General features: G+C 56.2%; 13 protein-coding genes and 1 pseudogene. 13 read left to right on the top strand and 1 reads right to left on the bottom strand.

The annotated features are described in order from the left end of the window. From U5911_RS14180 to U5911_RS14135, 10 genes and pseudogenes are all read left to right on the top strand, one after another. Positions 1-284, top strand: a pseudogene (locus U5911_RS14180) (sulfite exporter TauE/SafE family protein); the annotation flags it as partial. Between the two features lie 103 nt (positions 285-387). Continuing rightward, the gene (locus U5911_RS14175) at positions 388-792 is read left to right on the top strand and encodes a helix-turn-helix domain-containing protein (protein ID WP_336037712.1); all 405 of its coding nucleotides are present in this window, start codon (positions 388-390) and stop codon (positions 790-792) included. Between the two features lie 237 nt (positions 793-1,029). Further along, complete coding sequence (gene trxA / locus U5911_RS14170; RefSeq protein ID WP_336037711.1) at positions 1,030-1,389, top strand: thioredoxin; 360 nt, start codon at positions 1,030-1,032, stop codon at positions 1,387-1,389. Beyond that, on the top strand, positions 1,390-2,409 hold the full coding sequence (locus U5911_RS14165; RefSeq protein ID WP_336037710.1) for an NAD(P)/FAD-dependent oxidoreductase: 1,020 nt from the start codon (positions 1,390-1,392) through the stop codon (positions 2,407-2,409). A 590-nt stretch (positions 2,410-2,999) separates the two neighbouring features. Next, complete coding sequence (locus tag U5911_RS14160) at positions 3,000-3,710, top strand: hypothetical protein (RefSeq protein WP_336037709.1); 711 nt, start codon at positions 3,000-3,002, stop codon at positions 3,708-3,710. Positions 3,711-3,812: 102 nt separating this feature from the next. After that, positions 3,813-4,178, top strand: a complete 366-nt coding sequence (locus U5911_RS14155; RefSeq protein WP_336037708.1) for a hypothetical protein — start codon at positions 3,813-3,815, stop codon at positions 4,176-4,178. Positions 4,179-4,318: 140 nt separating this feature from the next. Continuing rightward, the gene (locus tag U5911_RS14150) at positions 4,319-8,302 is read left to right on the top strand and encodes a hypothetical protein (protein ID WP_336037707.1); all 3,984 of its coding nucleotides are present in this window, start codon (positions 4,319-4,321) and stop codon (positions 8,300-8,302) included. Between the two features lie 56 nt (positions 8,303-8,358). Further along, a complete protein-coding gene (locus U5911_RS14145) occupies positions 8,359-11,964 on the top strand; it encodes a helicase-related protein (RefSeq protein ID WP_336037706.1) in 3,606 nt (1,201 codons plus the stop codon). Further along, positions 11,961-13,778 carry a hypothetical protein gene (locus U5911_RS14140; RefSeq protein WP_336037705.1) on the top strand — a complete coding sequence of 606 codons (1,818 nt, stop codon included), beginning with the start codon at positions 11,961-11,963 and terminating at the stop codon, positions 13,776-13,778. The genes U5911_RS14145 and U5911_RS14140 overlap by 4 nt, the downstream gene beginning before the upstream one ends. Before the next feature lie 8 nt (positions 13,779-13,786). Then, positions 13,787-14,644 carry a phospholipase D-like domain-containing protein gene (locus tag U5911_RS14135; RefSeq protein ID WP_336037704.1) on the top strand — a complete coding sequence of 286 codons (858 nt, stop codon included), beginning with the start codon at positions 13,787-13,789 and terminating at the stop codon, positions 14,642-14,644. Between the two features lie 17 nt (positions 14,645-14,661). Here the strand turns inward: U5911_RS14135 and U5911_RS14130 are convergent, their stop codons facing one another. Beyond that, positions 14,662-15,435 carry a hypothetical protein gene (locus U5911_RS14130; protein WP_336037703.1) on the bottom strand — a complete coding sequence of 258 codons (774 nt, stop codon included), beginning with the start codon at positions 15,433-15,435 and terminating at the stop codon, positions 14,662-14,664. A gap of 171 nt (positions 15,436-15,606) precedes the next feature. Here U5911_RS14130 and U5911_RS14125 point away from each other — a divergent pair, with 171 nt between their 5' ends. From U5911_RS14125 to U5911_RS14115, 3 genes are all read left to right on the top strand, one after another. Next, the gene (locus U5911_RS14125) at positions 15,607-17,856 is read left to right on the top strand and encodes a DNA cytosine methyltransferase (protein ID WP_336037702.1); all 2,250 of its coding nucleotides are present in this window, start codon (positions 15,607-15,609) and stop codon (positions 17,854-17,856) included. 120 nt (positions 17,857-17,976) lie between these two features. Beyond that, on the top strand, positions 17,977-18,981 hold the full coding sequence (locus U5911_RS14120; RefSeq protein ID WP_336037701.1) for a Cdc6/Cdc18 family protein: 1,005 nt from the start codon (positions 17,977-17,979) through the stop codon (positions 18,979-18,981). Between the two features lie 94 nt (positions 18,982-19,075). Next, a complete protein-coding gene (locus U5911_RS14115) occupies positions 19,076-20,194 on the top strand; it encodes a CRISPR-associated protein Cas4 (RefSeq protein WP_336037700.1) in 1,119 nt (372 codons plus the stop codon). Positions 20,195-20,202 lie beyond the last annotated feature (8 nt).

Genomic DNA, 20,202 nt, shown 5'->3' with positions numbered 1-20,202 from the left:
CGCTGCTCGCAGGGAGCGCCCTCGGCGCGCGCCTCGGCGCGGCCGCGACCAGCCTCGTCGACGAGGACGAGATCAAGGTCTACTTCGGCGTGATGCTGCTGCTCGGCGCCATCGCCGTCGCCGTCCGGAAGGTCGGGAACGTCATGGACGTCCCCGTGCTGCAGACGGTCTCGCTCGTGATCATCCTCGGCGCGGCGACCCTGGTCGCCGGTGCAGTCGTCGTCAGCTCGATCCGGGAACTCCGTTCCGACGAGGAGGCGGCGTCGCCGAGCGCCGCGGACTGACTCCGGACGACCCGTCGTCCGGCCACTGTCGACTCGTGCGTGCGATTGTGCGTTCCGTGCACAAGTCTTTTAACCGCGTGGCGTCTACTGACGGACGATAACGATGCCCGACTCGATGGCCGAACAACTCCAGCAGGACATGGAGTGCGAGGGGCTGCTGGAGTGCTTCCACGGCCTCAAACACCTCGACAAGGAGGTCTTCCGGACGCTGGTCGCCACCGACGATCCCCTGACCGTCGACGAGATCGCCGAGGCGGTCGACCGCGAGCGCTCGACGGCCTACCGCGCCGTCCAGCGGCTGCTCAAGGCCGGCTTCATCCAGAAGGAGCAGGTGAACTACGACCAGGGCGGCTACTACCACGTCTACCGGCCGACCGACCCGTCGAACATCGCCGACGACATGCAGCGGCTGCTCAACGACTGGTACGCGAAGATGGGCCAGCTCATCCGGGAGTTCGAGACGAAGTACGAGGACTCCGACGCGGCCCCGCAGACCATCGAGAGCTGACGGCCGCCTGCCGCGCCCGCTACCCGCTGTTCTGGGCCCTTGCAGCCCCGGCGCGACCCGCAGCTCTCTGGTGTCGTCTCCCCATTTTCACGCAGTACAGCCCCGCCCGCGTTCCGCAGCGCCCGGGTCGGCGACGTCCGGCTCGCTGTGTCCGGTCGGCTGGCGGCTCGACGGACAGAATGGTATTGTAGAATCTTCCCAAAACTCTTAATTACCGCCGGTGCGTACGACCTGGTGATGACAGCAGACACCACTTCCGGAGCCGATTCGACGACGCCGACCGAGCCCCAGGCCGTCGACGGCCAGGCGGCACTCGACGAGTTCGTCGCCGCCAACGACGTCGTGCTCGCGGACTTCTACGCGGACTGGTGCGGTCCGTGCCAGATGCTCGAGCCCGTCGTCGAGACGCTCGCCGCCGAGACCGACGCCGCAGTCGCGAAGGTCGACGTCGACGAGAACCAGCAGCTCGCCGCCGCCTACGGCGTCCGGGGCGTCCCGACGCTCGTGCTGTTCGCCGACGGCGACCAGGTCGAGGAGGTCGTCGGCCTCCAGGGCGAGGACCAGCTGCGGTCGCTCGTCGAGCAGTACACCGAGTAGATGACCGGGGACGTACGCGACGTCGTCGTCGCCGGGTCCGGCGTCGCCGGCCTCTCCGCGGCCGTCTACGCGGCGCGCGCGGACCTCGATCCCCTCGTGCTCGAGGGCGACGAGCCCGGCGGCCAGCTCACCCTGACGACCGACGTCGAGAACTACCTCGGGTTCCCCGAGGGCGTCGGCGGCATGGACCTCGTCCAGCGCGGCAGGGAACAGGCCGAACGCTTCGGCGCCGAGTTCCGACGCGAGAGCGTCGAGTCCGCGACCCTGGACGGCCAGCCCAAGGAGCTCGTGCTGTCGTATGGCGAGACGCTCCGGACGCGCGCGCTCGTCGTCGCGACCGGCGCCAGCGCCCGCTGGGTCGGCGCCGAGAACGAGGACGAACTCATGGGCTACGGCGTGTCCACGTGTGCGACCTGCGACGGCGCGTTCCACCGCGGCGACGACGTCCTCGTCGTCGGCGGCGGCGACAGCGCGATGGAGGAGGCGCTGTTCCTCGCGAAGTTCGCCGACTCCGTGACGGTCGTCCACCGGCGCGACGAGCTCCGCGCGTCCGAGATCATGGCCGACCGCGCCCGCGACCACGACGACGTCCAGTTCCGCTGGAACACCGAACTCGCCGCCGTCCACGGCTCACAGGCCGACGGCGTCACGGGCGCCACGCTCGTCTCCCACCCCGACGGCCACCCCCGGGAGAAAGCCGACGCCGGCGTCGACGTGCAGACCGAGACCGTCGACGTCGGCGGCGTGTTCTACGCCGTCGGTCACACGCCGAACACCGCGTTCCTCGACGGGACGGGCGTCGAACTGGACGCAGACGGCCACGTCCGCACGCGGACCGACGCGGACGGTCGTCCGACCGCCCGGACGAGCGTCGACGGCGTGTTCGCCGCCGGCGACGTCGCCGACCCGCGCTACCGGCAGGCGATCACGTCCGCCGGCACGGGCAGCATGGCGGCCCTCGACGCCGAATCCTACGTCGAGTCCCTGGCAGCGGCCGACCGGACGCCCCTCGAGGCGTAACTCGTTTTCTGCCGTCGCCGAGCCGCCGAACGAACCGAATGCGGCCCTTTCGACGGTTCTCCGCAGCCGGACTCGTCACCGGCCGGCGCGGCCCGCACTCCTCGGTGAAGGACGAACTTCGGCTCTGAGTTCGTTGGATTTGAACCCCGATGCGTAACCCAGTATACATCAAGAAGAAGATAAAATGTGCCGAAAAGCTTGGATTCGCGGATACTTATCCAGTTCCGAATATTATCCGAGCAACTGCATCCGATCGCGCCGGAGAACAACTTCGGGTGTTTGAGCGGTATTTCAATTCTTTTGCAGGCTACACAGTTGAGTTGTGAAAGACAGCAAACGTTCACGGTTCCTTGCTTGTCGGATAGGAACGCAGACCGTTGTTGTTCAAACTCTTCACCAACTGATTAGTTTATGAGTTGGAAGCGTACGATGCACGCCCACTGCAATTCGGAAACCGTTTCGCGTAATCAGTTTCCAGAAATCGTTTCAACCCATCTGGGTACCCGTACAGGGTCTTGATAGCGAGTTTGGCGTCGTGGCATGTCGCGGCTAGGGTTTATCCGAACCTGTAGGTTACCGCGGTGTAGCATATGCAACGCAGGAAACTACTCGCCGTCGCCGGTGGAACACTCACAACCGCAATTGCCGGGTGCATCGGAACAGATGGTGACTCAGAGTCAACTCCAGAATCGCCACCGCAGGTTGAAGTTGAGTTCGCAGTTGAGGGCGGTGCTCTCGTCGTCACACACGTAGAGGGTGATGTTCTCCAAGCAGGGCAGACAGTCTACGTGACTGTCGCCGGTGAAACGGCGACAGAGACAACGCTTAGCAGCGATGTACACACTGGCGGAGAAATCATTCGCGTTCCGGATGCCGAAGCAGACTACCACCAATCACATCGTGTCGGTCTATATCTGAAGCAGGAAGGTGAACCACGAGAGCTCGCTACCGGAGAGGTTTCGTTTGGGCATCCCGCACCGAACACCCAGATCGCATTCGACTACACAACGAGTGGTAGCCCGCAGCTCAAAATTCTACACGATGGTGGAGATACGATTGACTCCGAGAACACTGGCAAGCTCAAGGTTACCGGTGATGTTAGCCAAGCAACGTGGAATGTCGGTACAGAATCCGGGAACACCACCACGTCTACGACGATAGATTCCAGCTCCTCATCTATTGAGTATGGCCAAGAGATCGGTACCATCAGTTCAATTTCGTCGGGTAACACTGTGACGGTCCACTGGGTTTCGAACGGTGGCGATCAGTCAAGCGGTCTCGGCAAGTTTGAGGCACCTTGATTTCGGCCAGATAACTCCTCTAGTCGGGTGTTATCCCGGAATTTGTGGTTCTCTCGGTGAAGTATACCAGCATTCATGATGTCTGGTTGAGTACCCGGTGGTATGTCTCAGACGAACCGGGAAGAGTTCCTCCGTGAATTAGGGTACGGAGAGCCATTCGATGAGTCACCGGTGGATGTTCCAGAGGGGTGGAACGGTGGAGCAGTTGTCAACACTGGCGGAAACATCATGTGCCGTATCTGGCGGACATGGGAAAGCGGAACTCGATCGGGGGACTCCGAATTCGAAGTGATTTACGACGTGTCCCAAGATGCCAGCGTAGGACTGCAGGCCTACACTTGGGATGAAGAATACGAGGGCTACATTTTCGACCACAAAATCGAGAGTCGGACTGCAGATGAGCAAGATGACCACACCCAGGCCGAGATAGCAAAGGAACTCATGCAGTCACATAATCAGGACGTCTAAGTCGAAATCTATCCTCCTATATCAGGACCTATTTGCTCTCACTTCCTTGTCTATACGATAGCCGCGTGAAGGACACGCCCGCCACGGGTGATTCTATGCATATCGTTTATGCTTGCAGGGTAACTAGTCCAAGGTAGTCAGTGACGGACAAGGACACGACCCAGCGTTCGATCTCCGACTTCGACGGAGAACAATCCAGCAGTCGTGCCCAAACCGATCACGAAACGGAACAGACTCCTCCCGCCGGTGAAGAGCCCGGTGCATTACTTAACTGGTTACAGAACGAAGAAACACCATCACCTGCATCAGTAACAGACCAACTCCCAGTACTCGTTGACCAAGCACAATCGACCGGGTACGATGCGTTGACCGCCGCCCAGTGTATCGAAATCATCCTCAACGAGGCCTCACCCCCGGTTGATTACCCCCAGCTGGTCTACTTACTCGATAACGAACGAGTAGACACCGAACTGGTTCTTGCACACCTCTCATCGATTTTCCCGAGAGACGACTTTACGCTGACCGAGTCAATTGAATTTGAATCTCTAGAAGAACTTTCCTATAACACTCGCATGGAGGCGTATCGTGTCGTGTCACGCCTTCCTCCCTCCAAGGATGCTTACAGTTTGTTGAGGCGAGTAACCGAACTCTTTGACGGGAAAGTTGAGGTCGGTGGTAAACCGTATCCAGTCGGCGGATACTTCAAAGGATACGCAACCCGGAGTCTCGACACAGCAATCGAAAATCCGGGCTCCACCTCCCACCACCTGGTTACAGAAATTCTTCAAGACCATCCGTGGAGATCACTTCGACTGCTGGCGGCGAAGTCAAGCGATCACATAAACACAGAGACGGTGGAGGCCCTCACCGACGAGCTGGAAGAGAAGTCTGTTCTATCGGAATTTCATTCGGGCCGGATAATTGAACGTCTTTCCCGGACATACATCGAAGTTGACGATTCCAATTCACAGCGAAACCTTGGCGAACTCATTCAGGCAGCACTCGATGCCGGCATCTATCCAAACCACTGGAATGAGTTCATCCCCCCGCTCGTCGAGGAAGTACGAACTGGACGTGGGAGAAGCCGAGATACGGGCGAGTTGTTAGCCGCGGTGTTTTCAGCGATTCAGTCCAATGATCTGGCCGGGATTCGAGAGGTGTACCCGAAGAAGGCAATTCAGCAGGACCTCTCAGAAGAACCGAAATTGTGGGTGCCGGTGCTCCGTGTTGCAGCAAGTTCGTGGCCTGAGTTAATTGTGGACTCCATCGATCGACTGGTTTCGGTGGCGCGTGACTGTTCAAGCCGGACCCGAACCGGGATTTGTGAAGCAATTGCGTCTGCTGGGGACGCCTGTCCAGGCGACATTCTTCCCGCAATCGAGCCTCTCGTCCGCGATCTTGAACGAGTAGACACTGCTCGTGAAGTGAGGGATGTTGGCAAGATTCTGCAAGCACTTGAGGTGTATCCCTCGCCACCGGAACTATTCGAGTTATACGGGTCAACTGATAGCCGGATAGACTCAACCGCGAAGGACGTAGTTGCATCTCTGCGCCGCCAATTCCAGCAGTCTAACCCAGCGCTCGCCCCTGGAGGTGTTTCCGGGATAGGAGAATTCTCGAACGACTACTCGCTTGTAAAGCGAACCGGCCCGGTTACGTGGAGCCCCCCTCAACTGGGGTCCGCCGAACTCGCCGTGATTAACAAAACCGCAGAAATCGCGTTAGCGGCATCCCAAAGCGAGTCGGCAGGCGATGAACTCACGGATACACTCCAAGATGTACTGGGCGGCGAGGTGGATGTTGAGGATGTAGATCCATCGATTCAGTTCCTCACACCGTCCCATGACTCAGAATGGGTTGAGTTAGCCATACTGGGAACGGCGATTGCCCAGCTCATATGCCCGGATATTCGGGTTGCGGTACATACACCGGCGACTGGCGGGTGGGGTACGAAAAAGGACGTTCGGGAAGCTCTCTCGCAATACGGGATTGTGCAGTCAGAGGATACGGCCGCAACTGTCACGCCAATCCTCGATCTCATCCCCACCGCACGTGTGACAGACGGAATTCACGTCGAGACATCCGGAACGACTATCCAAGAGAATCCTCCGTATCTCACCTTAGTCAGGGATATTGAGTCCCTCACTGATGCACCTGCAGATGTAGTCCTCTACAACTGGGTATCGGGGATCGACGCCGGAGACGCTGCCCAAATACAGACGTGGAGAGGTACCCCCATTAACGGAACACCGCAATCATACACACCCGAAAGCAGACAGGTGAACGAACAAACAACGGGTGAAACGCGCGGGATTGCTGATTCCGCTTCACTACGGCACCTTACCCAGATTGACGACCAAGAGTTGTCGTCACTGACGGAATCCCATTCTGAGCATCCTGTTCATATTGAGGTACACGGGGTATTCGCAGAACAATACGGTGCAGATAGGAGGCAACACGTCGGCCCACCAACTGACCTTCCACACCCCGTGTTACTGCAGCCGGACCAAGAGACCAGTAACGGCAACCAGATGTCCTCGCGGAAATCTGCAGCAGAATCGTTGACCGAGGGACCATCTTCAGTCCACGTGTATTCGGTCGAGAGTGATTCTGAGATAGGGGAGTTACTTGGCCGGCTAGAAGAGTTCAGCGAAAAGATCGGGGATTCAACCGCTGCAGGTGCAGTTCGACGACTTCGGTATACGCTCAGTAGCCTTCCGGTTCCGGTTGACCTCCACGACCATTGGGTGCAGAATCAGCTCGACCAAGGTAACCGGTGGGTTCCTCGAAGGCTCCATGGTCGGCGCAACGAAATTGAAGAACTGCACGAGGAGGCTGTTATCGACGCAGAGATACTTGATTTGGCTCTTACAACTGTTGATACGCTCCTCGACAGGCTTGCTGAGCGGAACCCCTTGGGTGAGAAGTTATTGGACGTACTCGATGAAGCAGCGTCGCGGGAGAAATCCGTCGGCGTGCTCTGTACGAAGAAAACGTACAAGGAGATGCTCGATATCTTCCTCCGGGAGCGGGCGAGCGATTGGGTTCTCGGTGATGACTTATTGTTACTTGATGAAGACACTGTGCGAGACGTTGACCCCGGACAGATTGATATTTTGGTGACGTTCGACGCACTTCCACCACAAACCTCGATCTACTACCACCATCCGGCTGTCCCGAAAACTATTGTACTCGGACATGACGACAGCACTCTGGTCTCACGTGTGCACGGTGTGGATCAGAAACGTCGGCCGTATCTTCCGCCACAAACCGGTACTGATCTTCCGCAGTTAGACGTAACCACTCATGGAAGCAAGGTGGAGGAAGACACTGAACGAACGCTGACTGACAGCCTCTACAAGACGTACCTCTCTGTTGCATCCCAATCACGTGAAGATGATGATTCAGGAGGAAGGGGGTCGGCAGGCACGGTTTCTCGCTACCGTGTTGAGTTCGAAGATGCTTCTCCAGTGACGCTCTCGGATGCACATCCTGTAATAGTTCGATCAGAGGAGCACCTTGTTTCAGCGGGGGAGTACTCCCTTCGCTCTCTTGCACGGATCAGTGCTGGTGATGAAATCGTGCTCATTAACGACGACGTTCAGGCAGACCTCTGGGAGGACTTCCTGCGTGAAGACTGGGAGGGTGAAGCCGAAGGTGACACCGACGCTGCATTCCTAGACGCTGTTCAGCTGTGGTACGACGCTGTTCTTCGCGGACTTGAGAAACATTCACCAACTGATGATCCGAGCGATGGCGTCAGCGGGTTCGCAAGCGAAATTGAACAGGACGTATCCGTGAATGCCGACGCAGTACGGGACTGGGCACGCGGAGTCTTAGCAGCTGACTCACCGTCCGACCTCGTATTCCGGAGCGGGCTTCGCATCGGTCCCCGGCACGCTGACGGTGTTGAAGTAATCGCAAGCGAGTACGGATCGGAACGGATGGCAGAAAACTGGGAGCAAGTCTTCACTCGTATCAAAACGATCCGCGCTACACACCGTCAGCGCGGGAGTGTATTTTGGGAATGGCTTGCCGACCGTGCCTGTAATGGAGACCTGTTCAATGAGCCGGGGGTCAGTCGGGAGATCGTGACTCGGTGCAGTAAATGTGACCGTGGATAATGTCGGGGACCTGGGCTTATATTTATCCCTGGCACCCCCTTATGCCGAAGTAACGAATGGCAGACATCGATGGGGCATCCCGTGACGACATCGAAACCTTTGCTTCAGAACTCGTCGGGGATACTGTTGACCGAATCCGTGGGGCGCATATTGACGACGGTGAACGTACCCCACCTGGATTGACACCGCGAACGAACTTTTTCTCCGGAGCGCTCACGCCCGAGGAAGAGGATACGAAAATCGATAAAGAAATCCAATCACGGCAGTCGCCATCAACACTGGGGCTAATTGGTCGCGTGACGACCACTGATGACGGTGACACAATCACCCTGAGCGTCCAGTTATCCTTCGCCCTGTACTATCGCGTCATTCCGACACCGGCAGAGGCTGCTGAGGCAGGCGAAGACGCGCCGACGGTGTACCGGAAGTATGTGCTTCGAGAGCCCGGTGACGACGACGCAGACTTCGGTGTGAGTACAACCGTTTCGTTCGATGCCAATGCAGACCACACCGGTGTCCTCAGTGAAGCATCGGACAAAGTGGAACGAGAGTTGAACAGGAAGATCCGGGCGGCTACCAAGAAGCATATCGAGTCTGCACCGGACCTGTTCGACAGTGATCTCGGAGCCGTGAAGAACTTCGTGTCCAACAACGATAACCTGTCTGACGACGACTACTTGGAAAACCTCTCCGATGCACCTGTCGGCGGGGACACGGAGTATGCCCCGACCCCGAGAATCGACGTGACTGTTCGTCTTCTTGAAGCGATTGATGAAACGACAGCCACGGCAGATACGCCAGGGTCTGCTGTTGTCCGGGTTGACGTGACTAACAAAAGCGACGAGGAACCAGACTTCGGAGACCTCGACCTCGCAACATATGAAACACAGCTGGAGTTGCGAGGAAAAGACGAAACCGAGTTCCAGCCGATGAGCTTCGAAGACGTCCCCGAAGGATTCCGCTATGACTCCTCGGTTCCTGGCCAGGGCCAGAACTGTACTGCTGTCTGGACAGAGGGGAAAACGGGCATCAAATCGGAAACCATCCCTGTTCACAAGCAGGCCTACTTCGGTCACCGGCAGTACTCCGGTGAAGCAGCACCACGGTTCGATACACTGGCCACAGACCCACTCCCGGTACTGCGGGCAGTTCGCCAGAAACTGAAACAGTACAAAAAAGACGACTGGCAGGACCGTCTTGACGAAGCGAAAGCGGCTGCCACAGACCCTGAGTCGAACCCAACAGTAGAGACGATCAAATCAGACATACAGCGGTTTGAACGGGAGATTGAACGATTTGACCGCGGTGTCAAGCTTCTTGAAGAGGATCAAATGGCGCGGGAACTCTTCAAGCAGGTGAACCGCGTGTTCCTCCGTAAGGTCCGGAAAGGCGATCCCTGGGATGAGGATGCAGAACTTGAATATCCTGGCTGGCGACCATTCCAGGTTGTCTTCATCGTGTCTCTACTCCCGGACATTGTCCACGAAGAACGGGACTTCGAACCGGAGGCCCACGATCGTGACAAGGCAGACCTCCTGTACTTCCCGACGGGTGGTGGGAAAACGGAGGCCTACCTCGCCCTGCTTGCCTTCACGGCGCTGTTCGACAGGCGACGCGGGAAAGAGTTCGGTCTGTCAGCGATGATGCGCTTCCCACTCCGGTTGCTGTCGCTGCAACAGTTCCAGCGAGTTGTCGAAATCCTCGTCCACGCAGATGAGGTCCGGAAAGAGGAAGAGTATGGCAGGGAGCCGCTCAGCGCCGGATTCTTCACCGGAAACACAGAGAACAGCCTCGGGAACTTGCTGAAATCCGAGTTCAACGGTTGGTACCCCAGTTATCCGCAGGACGAGAAGACGTTAGAGGAGAACCGCGAGAAGCTACGTGAGTTCAAGAAGCGATGGAACAAAGAAGACGGCCAAGACCTCGAACAAGTCAGTCGTGAAGACTACCGCGCGGTCGAAAAATGCCCGCTCTGCGGCAGTGACGTTGACCTCGTATTCAGTACAGCAACTGATCGAGTCGAACATCACTGTTCGTCAGCATCCTGTCGTCGGGAAAAGCTGCACGTTCACGTGACGGACATCGATCTCTATCGTGCTGTTCCAACGATTGTTGTCGGAACTCAAGACAAACTTGCAGCTCTCGGGTACAATTACCGCTTCCGAACGCTTGCCGGGTATATCACTCATCGCTGCCCAGAACACGGGTATACACACCAGGGCGACGAGTGCATGATGTCGCGGTTCTGCGGCCGAGACAAACAGGACTTCGAGACGGACTACGGTGATTTAGAGCGCGTTAATGTTCAAGACCCGGTCCCAACGCTCTGTCTGCAGGACGAGCTACACCTCGTCAACGAGGATCTCGGGACCTTCGAGAGCCACTACTACGCCGCCTTCGAGAAGCACCTCGAATGGGCCGCTGAAAAGCAAGGAATCGACTACTACGAACCCAAGAAAATAGCAGCGACAGCAACGATCGAAGAATCGGACAATCAGGTCAAGCATCTGTACGGCGGGAAGGAAACAATTCGGTTCCCTGCACCCGGACCGGACTATCGAGAATCCGCCTACACAACGACGGACGAAGACAAAGTTCAACGGCACTACGTCGGTGTTGTTCCCTGGAACCGCAGCCAGATTAACAGCATCATCCGGCTCTTGGAGATGCACCAGCGCCGGATTCAAGACTGGCTTGACGAACCCGAAACAACACTTCAGGAGTTCGACTTCGAGGAGGTGTCCGATCCGGAAACGTTCGAAAACATCCTGAACCACTACTACACACTGGTAACCTACGTCATCTCCAAATTCGAGGGCGGTCGTGTCTACAAGTCCACTGAAACCCAGGTGAACGACAACCTAACCGACGATGGATACGACCCCGTGCAGAAATTCGATATGCAGGGGAACACCGACCCAGATGCGATGGCTGACATGCTCAACCGATTCGAGCAGGTCGGTGAAGACGATGGTACAACCCACGAGGATATTGAGGGGCTGATCACTGCGACCAGCTCAATCAGTCACGGTGTGGACATTGACGCCCTCGGGTACATGGTATTCTTTAATGCACCACCACGGATGTCCGAGTATATTCAGGCATCCTCGCGTGTTGGCCGCAAGCACCCGGGAATCGTGTTGGACGTCTTCGACCCGTTAGGGGAGCGTGACCGGTCGCACTACCATTACTTCCACAAGTACCACGAGTACCTCGACCGACTCGTTGAACCAGTAGCGATTAACCGGTGGGCGAAATTCAGTGTGGAGCGAACCTTCCCGGGGATCTTCATGTCGCTCCTGTACATTCGGTACTTCGACGAATTGAGTGAGCACCTCGGATATTTCAAAAACAGAGCCCATCCGCGGATGGCGCGAAAGGCCGAACAGGCCGGTGTGATCGACCAAGACCAGATTATTGAAGACCTCGTCGAGATTTACGGGGAAGACTGGGAGACCGGTCAGTGCCCGTTCGCGGACCGGATTGAGGAACTCGTTCAGATCTCGTTCAACAACATCCAGAGCGGTACTGCAGAGGACATTGAGGGATGTCTCGCTGGACGGGTGATGTTGAGTCTCCGTGACGTGGATGACCCGATAGACATCAAACCGAGTTACAGCCATGAAGATGCGTTCGAGGCTGTGGGGGTGGACACGCGATGACTGACAATATGCGTCGCGGGAAGATGCAGGTGATGTACAACTTCCCGCCCGGAGCGACGTTCTCGAACCCGAAACACAATCTCATCGAACAGGCAGCGAGGATGTCTGGCGAGCAGATGGAGATCGCCAGTGAACAGGAGATGATCGATCACGTTCATGCCAGTCTTGACAACTGGAGCGGCGGTGTTGAGGGAGCCTTATCACCGCCGACACCCGATCGGTGGGCGATTATTGATCCATCGGATGTGTACGCGGAGATCTTCCCACGTGTCTTCGAATGCATGGACTGCGGGAAGGTTCACGATTATAGTGACGAGCGTATCAGAGGGCTTGAACAGAGCGGCCTGAGTTGCCGACGAAAGGGGTGCGATGGAGCCCTCAACCAGATTCACCATGTTGGTGTGTGCTCCTCCTGTTCAGATATTAGATCGATTTCCGTTCCGGGTTGTGACAAGCACGGCTACTCATACGTGATGCTGGATGACCGTGCAGACCGGTATCAAGATTTCAAGTGGCGGTGTGGTGCCTGTAACGGGAAAGTCATCAGCGATGATTTCCAGACGTTCTGTGAATGTGGCGAGCGAATGGACGTAACCGTCCATTCGTCGTCAAAGGCGATGAATATTCACGATGTCACTCGCGTTGACCTCGGTGACCGGAACATCTACCAGAGCAGTATACGCTCAGAGGAAGAAATCGACCCAATTGTCATCGGGGCCTATCTCGGTGAGTTCGATCATCCCGAGACGAGTCTAAAGGAGATGGTGGACAAAGAGGGGGTGTCACAAATCGACTTTGACGAGCTTGATACCGACAACCCCGAGGTGATCGAACAGACCAAGCAAGCTCTTGGCCAAATTGGCGGGGATCAAGATCCTGAGTTGGTTCGTGAGATGGTACAGGCGAAAGTCGGGGATGTTGAGCCGTCTGACAACATGCGGCGATACATCCAATTGCGGGAGATAATGGAACAGGAAAGCGCACGAGAAACCTCTACGCCCCGAGAGACACAACTTATGGATCAGATGGGAATTCTTGATATCGGTGTTACTTCCGAATTCCCGCTCCTCAAAGCAGTATACGGCTATCACCGCACCTATGATGACGAGGAAGACGGTGGTTCAACCCCTGCTGCCCGGATGTTCCCACCAGTACAAGTTGAAGATGGGGAATGGCGCACACCGATTTACACAACCCGGTCAAAGACAGAGGCTGCGATCGTCCAGTTAGATCCTCGCCAAGTTGGTCACTGGCTCGCCGAGAGTGGATACCCCATCGAGGACACGCTGAATATGGAGCTTTCGGATGCACGGGCGACGCTGTACGCGGAAATGGAGGCGATAGAACCGTACTCAACTGATGTGAATGACGGCAGCCAGTACAACGAAATCACACTTGCCGTCCACTGCCTTCTGCATACGATTTCCCACCTGCTCATTCAGCGTGCTGCTGTTCATTCTGGGATTGACGAGACCTCATTCGCTGAATATCTGTTCACAGAAGGCCTCGCCACTGCCATCTACGCGAATAACACGCAGAACTACACGGCAGGAGGGCTCTTCACCTTGATTGACCGGAACCTCGATGATTGGTTGCTTAGCACACTCACAGAGGGGGAAAGTTGCATGTATGACTCTACGTGCGCTGATATTCGGGGCGGTGCGTGTCACTCATGTCTCCACATGTCAGAAATCGGCTGCCAGCACTTCAACAAGAACCTCTCTCGAATCGCTCTCTACGGGAATCGGATCGCATCTGGAGTGCCAGCTGGATTCTGGAAATTGACTGGTGGACTTGGCGGGAAAAGTACCTGACACAGAAAATGACGCTTGCAACACCAGCCCAATTCGTACAGGCGGTTCGAGCACACGAGATTGATCCAGTAGTATTCTGTACGCATCTGCTTCATACTGCTGCCTCTGGTGAAGGAACTGTTGACCCTTCACAGACGGCAGAGGAGTTTGACATCCATCGAGAGGCCGCGAATCATCTTCATGATCTCGCATCTGAGTTTGGTCTCGTTGGTTTCACATCTCAGACGACTAACCGGGTCAAGGTGAACCGCAATACGACAATCGAATTTATTCAATTTCTAAACATATTTGATGACCACCTGACGGCATCCGAAGCCGAGTTACTCGCAAATGACGCAGTACACGATGTCGAACTAAGTATCGCTGTACCGGATGAGTTTGATGAGAGATCAGCAGAGCTCATGGCGCGTCTTATTCGATTGGTTCGGAACGCCGAGCGGGAGTTGCTGCTTGTCACTCCCTTCTTCACCCGGTTTGGTGTGGACGTTTTCGTTGACCATCTTGCATTTGCAACTGACCGCGGTGTTGACGTTACACTCCTCACCCGAGATGTGACTGAGAATGGGGAAAACGCAGGCCACGTGGAACGGATTCGTGAAACAGTCCGAAGCAGTGGAGACACATCTAATTTCCAGGTCTATCAATACGATTCACCCCACGGTCGCCTGCACGCCAAGACCCTGATCGCAGACGCCGAGATAGCATATGTTGGAAGTGCGAATCTTACGAATTATAGTCTTAAAGAGGCGATTGAGATTGGGTTGATTGTCCGGGGACCGGTTGTTGACGAGCTAACGGACTTCTTTGAGGCGGTTCGCCGTTCTGCGAACACGCAGGAGTATTCAGAGGGATCAGCTCGTCCCTGAACCTACTCTCGTCACCGTTATTGAGATTCAACGAAGAGGCAGCACGAGTGTAACGGGCACTCATCGCATTTCGGGGAGGGTTCAGTACAGATGAGCGCACCAAGGTCAAGCAACGCGAAAGTGATTGAACGCGCCAGGTCTGGTGTATCTGGGATGAGTGTGTCTACAAGTTCATAGATGGAGTCCTTCTTGTGTGGTTGACTCGGCATTTGGTACCCGAAGACTCGCCCGATGATTCGAACGATATTCGAGTCAACAAGTGCGATGGGCTGATTAAACGCAAATAGCAGACACGCTCGTGCGGAATATGGTCCGACTCGCCACGGCTGTTGTAACGCATCAAGATCGGCTGGAACGGCTCCATCATATTGGTTCACACAGAGGTTTGCTGCCTCCTTCAGGCTCCTCGTTCGCTGGTTTCCAAATCCGAGCGATCTGATTTGCGTATAAATGGTCTCGTCGGTTGCTTCGACAAGCGCCTGTGGAGACGGGAAGCGTTCGAAGAAGTCCTCGTAGATGTCTGCAACGGCATCCGCCCGTGTGCGCTGGAGAAGGATTTCTGTGGCGTAGACACGCCACGGATCAGTCGTATGCCGCCATGGATAGTCTCGTCCAGAACTATCAAGCCAATCGAGGAGGTGCGGCAGTGTGTCGATAAATGAGTGAACTCGGGGTGTAGGATCGCCTGTTGTTCTCTCTGCAAGGTGGTCGGCAATTTCCCCAGCGTCAACTAGGGCCTCGTACTCTTGGGCTGTTATTTCGGTTTTCCCGTAGGGGAAGTCTATTCCCATCGATTATACCCTCATCTAGTCGCGTATCCCATAAGCACCGGTGTAATTGGTGGGTCGGTTCCAGTTACGATAGCCAGAACACCTCGAAAACAGGTGCTATTCTACGAGTTATCGGTTCACCCCCTCTCAGGAATCCTGGCCTTTTTATTGCTGAGTGATAATGTCCAGGTAATGGCCGACTCGTGGGCGGATATAGAGACGCCGGAAACCCCCTCATGTCTGCTGGATTCCTCAGATACTGAGTTCTCGTTGCACCAGGAGTTCGTCCTGCGCCATGTGGACTTTCTCATCGATGTGCTTACTGCAGAACAGTATCAGCAGAACTGGCTCCATCCAGCTGGGTGTCCAACAGCGACCCCGGAAACCCAGTGTCGGAAGCGAAAATCCAACGAGCAATTCCCCTGTCGCTATGAGTCGCTGGCCGAAAGCACGTCAGCAGGAACCTGTACCTGTGACGATGCACTCACCGGAAGTAGTGACCCATTAGATACCGTTGCAGCGGTTGCCATTGCGCCGGACGGTCAGCCGCCGTCAAAGCGGTATTTTGACCGTGAATACCGGCGGATAATTGCTGACCTACGAGACCAGATCGGGTCGTGGGAGGATATTGCTGCACTCGACGAGGCCGAACTAGAGGCGGCTCTACTTGAGGCAACAAATCGGCCAAATATTAGCGACACCCGCATTACACGCCTCCAAGACCTTGTAGACGCAGTATCCGAGGACGATCATACTGATGGTGTAAGCCTGCGAGATCTCGGTGGATTACGCTATTCTAGTTTCGCCGATTTGCTCGCTGAACTCCCTGGTATTTCAAAACCGGATGCATGGTGGTTGATGCTTGTCGCGTTCGATAAGCCTGTTTGGCCAAGTGATCCATTCGTTGACCAGCTTCTGTGCTCGCTGGGGCTTCTGTCGCCAGATGAACTACGAGATGACGTTGAACGACGGGAAGGACTTGAAGAAGAACTTTCGCGTCGTCAGATACCGCAGCTGCATCGGGCAGTTGCAGGCCATGCTGTCAAAGGTGAAACCGACTCATGTGGCGACAGCTGTGAAATCCGGAGGTTCCTGCTTACCCACCGGCTCCGGAAGCAAAACCAAGAGGAGTCGGGACCGGTCGTAGTTGATCTCTTCGCTGGGGCAGGCGGTCTGTCACTTGGGTTTGTGCGTAACGACTGGACCGTTGAGTTAGCTATTGATAACGATAGAGATGCTGTAGACACCTATCGTCTCAATCATCCTGAGATTCCCCACGAGAAGATCGTGTGTGGGGATATTCGAACAGAGCTTGAGAATGGGCTACTCGAACGGATTGACCAAAAACCCGATGTCATCGCCGGCGGGCCACCGTGTCAGTCTCTTTCACAGGCAGGGTATCGGGCAAGACTGGCGGACGATAGCGAGTATAATATCCTAGAGGATGATCGGACCGAACTCTACGAAGAGTACGTAACTGCTGTCGAGCGATTACGCCCCAAAGTGCTGGTAATGGAGAACGTGGAGGGGATGGCGAACGAGATTGGCGATACCGGAGTCCGTGTCGCCGATCTCGTAGTGAACGCACTCAACTCCATTGGTGCAGATGGGCACGGTTATACCTGCGATTACGAACTCTTGGACTGTGCGGAGTATGGGATTCCGCAGCACCGGGAACGTATCTTCATTTTCGGAGTACGGGATGATCTCGTGGGAGAGAACGACGATGCCGTCATTGAGACGTTATTCGAGCAACTTTCAGAGGTTGGGCCGACCGACGAAGTTACGGTGAAACAGGCGTTGTCCGGCTTGCCGAAACTCCGTCGAGGGGAAGGTGGGCGGGTAAGTCATGGGAGCGTCCGTGGTACACGGAGTGAGTATGTCGAAGAACACGGACTGAATACAGGGACCGAGTTGTGTTATAATCACCAAGCCCGGGAGCACCCGATGGAGAAAGACCGGACGCTGTTCGACGAGGCATTAGAGCCGGGTGATACCGGATGGGACGTGAAATACGCGAAGGACGGTGAATATGCAGAGTTGATTGAGTATGACGTGGGGACTGAAGAGAATCCTCGATTCAAGGATAAGTACCGGATGCTAGAGTGGACGGAGCCAGCACCAACAGTTGTCGCGCATCTAGCCAAGGACGCGAACAATTTCGTCCTCCCAGATTACTATGAGTATGCGCCAAATGTGACCGGAGAGCCGGATAATCGGCGGAATCGAGGCGTGACACCGCGTGAAGCGGCACGTCTCCAGTCCTTCCCTGACGATTACGTCTTCTTGGGTCCCTTCACTCACTGGTTCCGCCAAATCGGGAATGCAGTCCCACCGTTGATGGGGGAACGCATTGCTGATGTCCTTCAGCAACAACTCAATTCGGAACCGGCAACTGTGTTCTCCTGTCATCCCCCACAACAGGCAAGTACCGATGACTAGCTGCTGTTCTGTTATTCAACGGTCGATGAACGGAATCGAGAAGCGCAGCTCGTGATTTCGGAAATTCGGAAATTACACCCTTCCAATTATTATGCTGGCAGTCTGCGTCGACGCAAACCCATGATCACCGACGCACGAGTACTCCAGCCCGAGTTCATCCCGCGGGAGGTGCAACATCGGGACGCCGAGATTAACTACCTCTCCAGCGTCCTCAACCCCATCACGCACGGCGAACGAGCTGATCCAGCACTCCTCCACGGCCCCTCCGGTGTCGGGAAGACGTGTATCGCGCAGTTCCTCGTCGAACGCCTCCGCGAGGAAGTTGTGGACCTCAACTACCAGTACGTCAACTGCTGGGAAGACCACTCCCGGTTCAAAACCCTCTACAGACTCCTTGACGGCATCGACCGCACAGTCGATATCCACCGACAATCCACCCCGAAGGACGTCCTCCTCGAACGCCTCCGAGACAGCGGGGATACACCGTACGTCGTTATTCTGGACGAAGTGGACCAGTTGGAGGACAAGTCGTTGCTGTACGACCTGTACCGTATCCCGCATTTCACGATGATCCTGATCTCCAACGATGAGGACGACCTCTTCGTCTCCGCGGATGACCGGCTCCGAAGCCGTCTCACTGACTGTGAGCGCATCCACTTTCGGCCGTACCACGAGTCGGAGCTCGTTGCGATTCTCAGTGACCGTGTCCGGTGGGGACTCACTGACGACGTCATCGACACTTCTCGCTTGGAACTGATTGCGGCGAACGCTGGCGGTGATGCACGTGTCGCTATCGGGATTCTTCGGCGGGCCGCCCGGAAAGCACGAACCTCCCCGGCTGACAAGATTACGGCCGACATCATCGAGGATGAGACTCCGGAAGCGAAAGCGGAAATCAAACAGCGGACCGTCGATCGCCTCACGAGCGACCAGCAACTCCTGTACGACATCATCACCGAACACAAGGAAATCCCACCACAGGACCTCTACGACGCCTATTGCAAGCGCGCTGATGACCCCAAGACCAAGCGGATGGTCCGCAATTACCTCTCCAAACTAGAGCACTACAATCTCATCACTTCGGAAGGCAACACGAAAGCCCGAATCTACCGAGCACAAGCCTAAAACCGGTGATACTACCTGTTCCAGTCCTGATTCGATGGATGATTCGGAAATCACACGCACCTCCCTATTACGCTTCTCCGAGTCACCTACAGTGATGAGCGATCCACCCGAAACTGAATTGCCGTCCCAACAGTCGGACTCGGACACGACTGTTGTTCGGGAGATTCACGACCGGATTACGAACCGCGCGTTCAACGAATGGTATAACGAGCAGCAATTCCAATCCAACATTCTCGAAGGGAAGGAGTACTTCAACGGCCCGTCACCACCAAAAGACCCGGACCATCACACGCCGAGTAAGTTACTGCAGTGCCATCGGAAGGCCAGCTACGCGCGGCAGAACGCCCCACGTGAAGGCACAGTACCAGAGGGCCTGTTCTGGTTCGGCACCGAATTCGAGGAACAAGTCATCGTCCCCTTCCTCCAGTCCATCACGACACCGAGCACGTACGTCACGAACTCAGTCTGGATCGACACCGAAACCGTTCATGACGGGACACCACTCCGTGTGCGCGGGACGACCGACCCAGCGATCGTCACGGCAGACGCCGATCCGCTGCTTGTCACTGAAATCAAAACCACCACGTCACTCGACCATCTTTCCGCGCCGAAACCCCATCACCGCGCACAACTCCACGCGTACCTGCACGCACTCAATGACAAATACGACCACGAGGTGACGACCGGCCTGGTCGTGTATGGGTCACGGGAAACGCTGAATATCAAAGCGTTCCGCGTTGACTTCGACCCGTCCTTCTGGGACGATGTCGTGACGTGGATGGCTGACCAGACTGCCTACGAACAGGCAAGCGAGCTCCCGCCGGCGTCACCGGAGCGAGACTGGGAGTGTAACTACTGCGCGTTCAAACATCGGTGCGGCCAAGCCGACACACCGTTCAGTGACATCGGTACAGACGGGCTGCTCCCTGTGTTCGATGGTTACGACCGGGATAACCTGCAAGAGTACTTGGACGCCCACGAGGATCGTGACGCGCGTCTCACGCCGACACTGGCCCACTGCTTCCCGGACCTCGCGGCCGAGTACGGGGCCTACGATTGGAGTTGTTCAAAGTGCGAGACGTCGTACGGTTGGGGTGACGTTGAGTGGGACGGGGATACGGATGCACTCCCATTCTGTCCGGCGTGTGCTGACGCAGGGGCTCTCGTGACGCTGAGCGGCCCGGAACCCGATAATCAACTGACCCCGTCGTGAGACCGATC

The organism is Halobacterium yunchengense (assembly GCF_037031165.1).
Taxonomy (GTDB): Archaea; Halobacteriota; Halobacteria; order Halobacteriales; family Halobacteriaceae; genus Halobacterium; species Halobacterium yunchengense.
Note: the sequence above shows the minus strand (reverse complement) of the source record. Positions and strands in the feature narration are given on the sequence as shown.

Coding starts and splice junctions, on each gene's coding strand:
- U5911_RS14175 (WP_336037712.1), top strand. CDS start 388: ATGCCCGACTCGATGGCCGAACAACTCCAGCAGGACATGGAGTGCGAG.
- trxA (WP_336037711.1), top strand. CDS start 1,030: ATGACAGCAGACACCACTTCCGGAGCCGATTCGACGACGCCGACCGAG.
- U5911_RS14165 (WP_336037710.1), top strand. CDS start 1,390: ATGACCGGGGACGTACGCGACGTCGTCGTCGCCGGGTCCGGCGTCGCC.
- U5911_RS14160 (WP_336037709.1), top strand. CDS start 3,000: ATGCAACGCAGGAAACTACTCGCCGTCGCCGGTGGAACACTCACAACC.
- U5911_RS14155 (WP_336037708.1), top strand. CDS start 3,813: ATGTCTCAGACGAACCGGGAAGAGTTCCTCCGTGAATTAGGGTACGGA.
- U5911_RS14145 (WP_336037706.1), top strand. CDS start 8,359: ATGGCAGACATCGATGGGGCATCCCGTGACGACATCGAAACCTTTGCT.
- U5911_RS14140 (WP_336037705.1), top strand. CDS start 11,961: ATGACTGACAATATGCGTCGCGGGAAGATGCAGGTGATGTACAACTTC.
- U5911_RS14135 (WP_336037704.1), top strand. CDS start 13,787: ATGACGCTTGCAACACCAGCCCAATTCGTACAGGCGGTTCGAGCACAC.
- U5911_RS14130 (WP_336037703.1), bottom strand. CDS start 15,435: ATGGGAATAGACTTCCCCTACGGGAAAACCGAAATAACAGCCCAAGAG.
- U5911_RS14125 (WP_336037702.1), top strand. CDS start 15,607: ATGGCCGACTCGTGGGCGGATATAGAGACGCCGGAAACCCCCTCATGT.
- U5911_RS14120 (WP_336037701.1), top strand. CDS start 17,977: ATGATCACCGACGCACGAGTACTCCAGCCCGAGTTCATCCCGCGGGAG.
- U5911_RS14115 (WP_336037700.1), top strand. CDS start 19,076: ATGAGCGATCCACCCGAAACTGAATTGCCGTCCCAACAGTCGGACTCG.